Origin of the sequence: Pseudoalteromonas sp. PS5 (assembly GCF_004103255.1) — a bacterium.
Lineage (GTDB): Bacteria > Pseudomonadota > Gammaproteobacteria > Enterobacterales > Alteromonadaceae > Pseudoalteromonas > Pseudoalteromonas peptidolytica.
In genome coordinates, this window is sequence record NZ_RCSQ01000150.1 from 1 (window position 1) to 4,408 (window position 4,408).

At 41.2% G+C, this 4,408-nt stretch carries 2 protein-coding genes and 1 pseudogene; all 3 read right to left on the reverse strand.

Annotated elements, in window-relative coordinates; all coding sequences use genetic code 11:
* A pseudogene (locus D9603_RS17180) lies at positions 1-598 on the reverse strand (kinase); the annotation flags it as partial.
* 273 nt (positions 599-871) lie between these two features.
* Complete coding sequence (locus tag D9603_RS17185; protein ID WP_128732243.1) at positions 872-3,127, reverse strand: acyl-CoA dehydrogenase; 2,256 nt, start codon at positions 3,125-3,127, stop codon at positions 872-874.
* A 616-nt stretch (positions 3,128-3,743) separates the two neighbouring features.
* Positions 3,744-4,202, reverse strand: coding sequence for a Cys-tRNA(Pro) deacylase (ybaK, locus tag D9603_RS17190; protein ID WP_125253489.1), 459 nt, complete (start codon positions 4,200-4,202; stop codon positions 3,744-3,746).
* Between the last annotated feature and the right edge of the window lie 206 nt (positions 4,203-4,408).

Genomic DNA, 4,408 nt, shown 5'->3' on the forward strand with positions numbered 1-4,408 from the left:
AATTAGCTAATTTTGCGTCTCCGTGGATCCATGTATGCCAGTAGCTATTTTTTATTCTATGGTGCAATAAACTGGCGGCTTGCTTTACTTCACCATCAGCCATTCTTTTAAATTCATCAGGACGAGTTTCTAGGTGCCAGTAATTTCCTTGCTCCCAAACATGCTCTGCGGGGCTTTGTAAAAAGTGAGCATGAAACTTGGCAAGCCAGCCAATCACAGCCATTATTTGTGCTTCAGATGGTTTATCAACTTGCACAAAACCCTGACTAGAGAAGTCCCTAAATACAATGTAATCCATACCATTAGCTCCACCTTCCCCTAAATAACTCGCGGTATTACAAGGCGGTATAAGCTCGCAAGCATGGTATTTATAAAAGTGCCTTTCTACTTGGTATGAGTGCGCTTTTCTCTTTAAGGCCACGGCTGACTGTGAAATGCGTGAGTGTGTTACCTGCTTAGGCACTTTGGTTCTTTTTATCGCTAATTTACCAACGTCATGGTTGATAAACAGCATATCACCACAACCGCTCCAAAGTTGCTGATTTCTTTTTAATGAGATGGGCACAGAAATTACATCATTAGGAATAATTATTTTCACTGAGTTATACCCTTTTTGTTATTTAACTTGAAATGTAATTAATCAATCTCTCTGATTAATTATTCGCCCAAGTTATTCAAACACAACACCAAAGCCTGCTCGTTTGATAAGCCCTGAGCGTCAAAATCAACAACACTCGGTCACCTAATATAAACAAGCTATTGTCCCGTGAGACTCTTAGTATAGCTGCTGTTATTATCTTTACCCAACATGAAAAAGCCCTTAACCAATCGGCTAAGGGCTTTTAAGTTTACCAACAAGTGAATGGCTAACTTATTCGTTTACCGCTTGCTTGACAGCTTCTTTTGCGGTTTCCTCATTAAGTAAGTTTAAATCAAAGTCAAACTCATCTACGCGAATGGCTTTTTCACGCTTACGATTGTAGTCAACTAATTTTGCGTATTCTTCTTCATTGATAAGATTTGCAACTAGTGCATTATCAAGAGTTTGCTCAAAACGAACACCAGGTTGAATTTCACGTCGACGAACGGCTTTTTTCACCTTAGCAAGTAAATCTAAACAGCCCATTTTAGCTTTATATGCCTGCTCATTAATATCGTGTCCGTCACCTGCTGTAGGCTTAACAAGGTGGGTTAATTGAGCCTTAAATGGTGTATCCATTTGTGCAGCAGCGGCAAGCTCGCGCACCATGTTATCATTTATTTTCGGCATCTGTTTTCCACTAAACTGCATCGTGATTACACGCATGAATTTACGAGTACCGCTCGCAGGGAAGTTGTCCAAGAACTTATGCAGTGCTTCTTCTGCGCTAGTTAACGCGTATCTTGTTGCGTAGTGGAAATAAGGAGCCGCCTGCTCACGCTCAGATACCGCAACTTTCTGCTCATAGTATTTAATGGACGCCATTGCCGCATATAGGTAACTCATAACATCGCCTAGTCGAGCGGAGAGCATCTCTGCTTGCTTCAATTTACCGCCCAACACAAGTAATGAAAAGTCAGCATATACGGCAAGTTTAGCAGCAAGCCTATGTGCCGCTTTTTCATACTCTCGAACTTCTGGCAGTGATGACTTCGCATCAGCAGTAAATGGCATCACACCGTACTTGAATGCGCGTAAGCTGTTTGCAACGCTGTAGCTTACCGTTTTGGTCAGAATACCTCTGAACTTACTGTCAGCATCTTTATCTTCGCTGTGGATTGACTCTACCATTGATTGCAAGTAAGGGTGACAACGCATTACACCTTGACCAAAAATCATCAGGTTACGAGTCAAAATATTTGCACCTTCTACCGTGATCGCTATTGGCTGAGCAACATAACCGCTTGCAAGTGTGTTTTGCGGACCGTTTTGGATTGCCTTACCAGCAAGAATATCCATCGCTGAGTCAAGCACGTCACGACCAGTTTCCGTCATGTGATATTTAGCGATAGCCGTCACTACTGATGGCTTAAGACCCATCCCCAAACCTTCAGTAGTTAGTACTCGCATTGCTTCTTGCAGATATGCTTTGCCTGCGATATCCGCCAACTTTTCCTGAATACCTTCAAACTGACCAATAGACAGGCCAAATTGCTCACGGACAGCCGCGTATTCAGATGCCGACTTTAGTGCCACTTGGCTTGTCGATACGCCAAGCGCAGGTAATGAAATACCACGACCGGCACCTAAGCAACTGACCAGCATTTGCCAGCCACGACCAATATTCTTTTTGCCGCCGATAATAAAGTCCATAGGAATAAAGACTTTTTCACCACGGGTTGTACCGTTATAAAAGCGAATTCCCATTGGGTCATGACGATTACCAAGTTGCACACCCGGGTGATCATGCGGTATTAACGCACAGGTAATGCCAAGTTCTTTTTTACCGCCAAGCAAACCTTCTGGGTCAAGTACTTTGAATGCTAGACCAAGAACGGTTGCGATAGGCGCAAGAGTAATGTAGCGTTTATCCCAAGTTATTTCGAGACCTAGAACTTCTTCACCATTGTGCACACCTTTTGTAACAATGCCTTGATCTGGAATGCCACCGGCGTCAGAACCCGCTTCAGGGCTTGTTAATGCGAAACACGGAATATCACGGCCATTGGCTAGACGAGGAAGGTAGTGCGCCTGCTGCTCTTTAGTACCGTAGTGGAGCAACAACTCGCCAGGACCCAGCGAGTTTGGAACCATAACGGTTACCGCTACAGCTGAAGACTTGGTAGCAATCGTGCCAACAATCGTTGAGTTGGCGTAAGGGCTAAACTCTAGACCACCGTACTCTTTTGGAATGATTAGTGAAAAAAATCTTTCTTTTTTCAAAAATTCAAGCACATGCTCTGGCAAGTGTTTGCCATTTTGAATTTCTGAGTCATCTATCATACCCATGAGTTCTTTCACAGGACCATCTAAAAACGCTTGTTCTTCAGTACTTAGCTTGGCTTCTGGCACAGCGCGTAGTGCTGCAAAATCAGGTTTACCTTGATAAATAGATCCTTCTAACCAAACATCACCGGCATCTAATGCTTCTTGTTCTGTGATTGAAATGCTTGGGAGGATCTTTCTTAAATTCGTTCTTAAGCTCATAATTAACTCATCCGACCAGATAAATATACTTACATTACGGCATAAAAATGCGTTTAGATCAATTACTCTATCTCACTTTTTAACGCTTTTTTTACTGAGTTATCTAGCGATTAATATAAATGACTGCAAAATTAATAGCTTACACGTGTAAGTTGAAAGTAATATTTTGCAGAGCGATGACAAAAATATGCTTAAAAAAGGGAAGCTCTCCGTTGTGACATGACAGAAGCTGAGATAGATGTTAGCTTACGCCTAAAATGAAGGCGGCTTGATATCATGAGGTAGCAAGACATGCTGTTCAGTATGGCGCTATTTTTTGGCTATAACTTACAATGCACAACAACGTCTTGGTACTAATAAATGAAGCGTTTTAGCTCCTTAAAAATAATGGCTTATCACATCTATACAAATAATATTTCGTCAAAAACAGCTACAATAGAGCACCTTATTCATCCGGTATAATAGTCTTTTGGGCGTCATAGTAGCGCACCAAAGCTATAATCTAAGGTAGGTGTAGTCGGCGATTTTTGCTTGATCCCAAGCTTAAGTTACCTTCATTATGAAATAAACGTTTCTTAGCCACACTGATAACTAAACGCTGTGCAAAGTTGTGACGCTAAAAACATGCTATTTTTGCTTTGCAAATAGCTTTTATATCTGTCGGCGAAATGGCCACTTCCACTCCACGTTTCCCTGCACTCACATACACTTGCTCAAATGACAAAGCACTTTCGTGAAGTAATGTAGGCAGTTGTTTTTTCTGGGCAAATGGGCTAATCCCACCGACCAAATAACCGGTAACTTTTTGTGCATACAGCTGTTCAGCAAGCTGCGCTTTTTTACCTTCACATGCCTTTGCAAATGCTTTCAGATCCACCTGTTTAGTTGCTGGTGATACCGCTACATATAGTTGCCCATCAACCTCTATTAATAATGTTTTGAATACTTTTTCTCTATCTAAGTTAAGCTTTGTTGCAGCCTCATTTGCAAAGTCATTGTCGTTAGGATCATGCTCAAATTGCAGTATTTTAAATTCAACGTTAGTCTTTTTGAGTAAGTTAATCGCTGGAGTCATCAAGCTTCCTTTTACACTTCTGTTACTATTGCGCAAGTATTCTGATATTAATGCGCTTTCTCTTTAAGATGTCAATCTTGTCTATACTGATAAATACCAAACAAGCAAGTCTAGATTTCAGGTGAGGATCTTAGCTCTGCTTATTTTTTAAGTTTGTTTTTGTAGCAGTTTGGTTATATCCATTTGCTTAATTAAGTGATCTATTT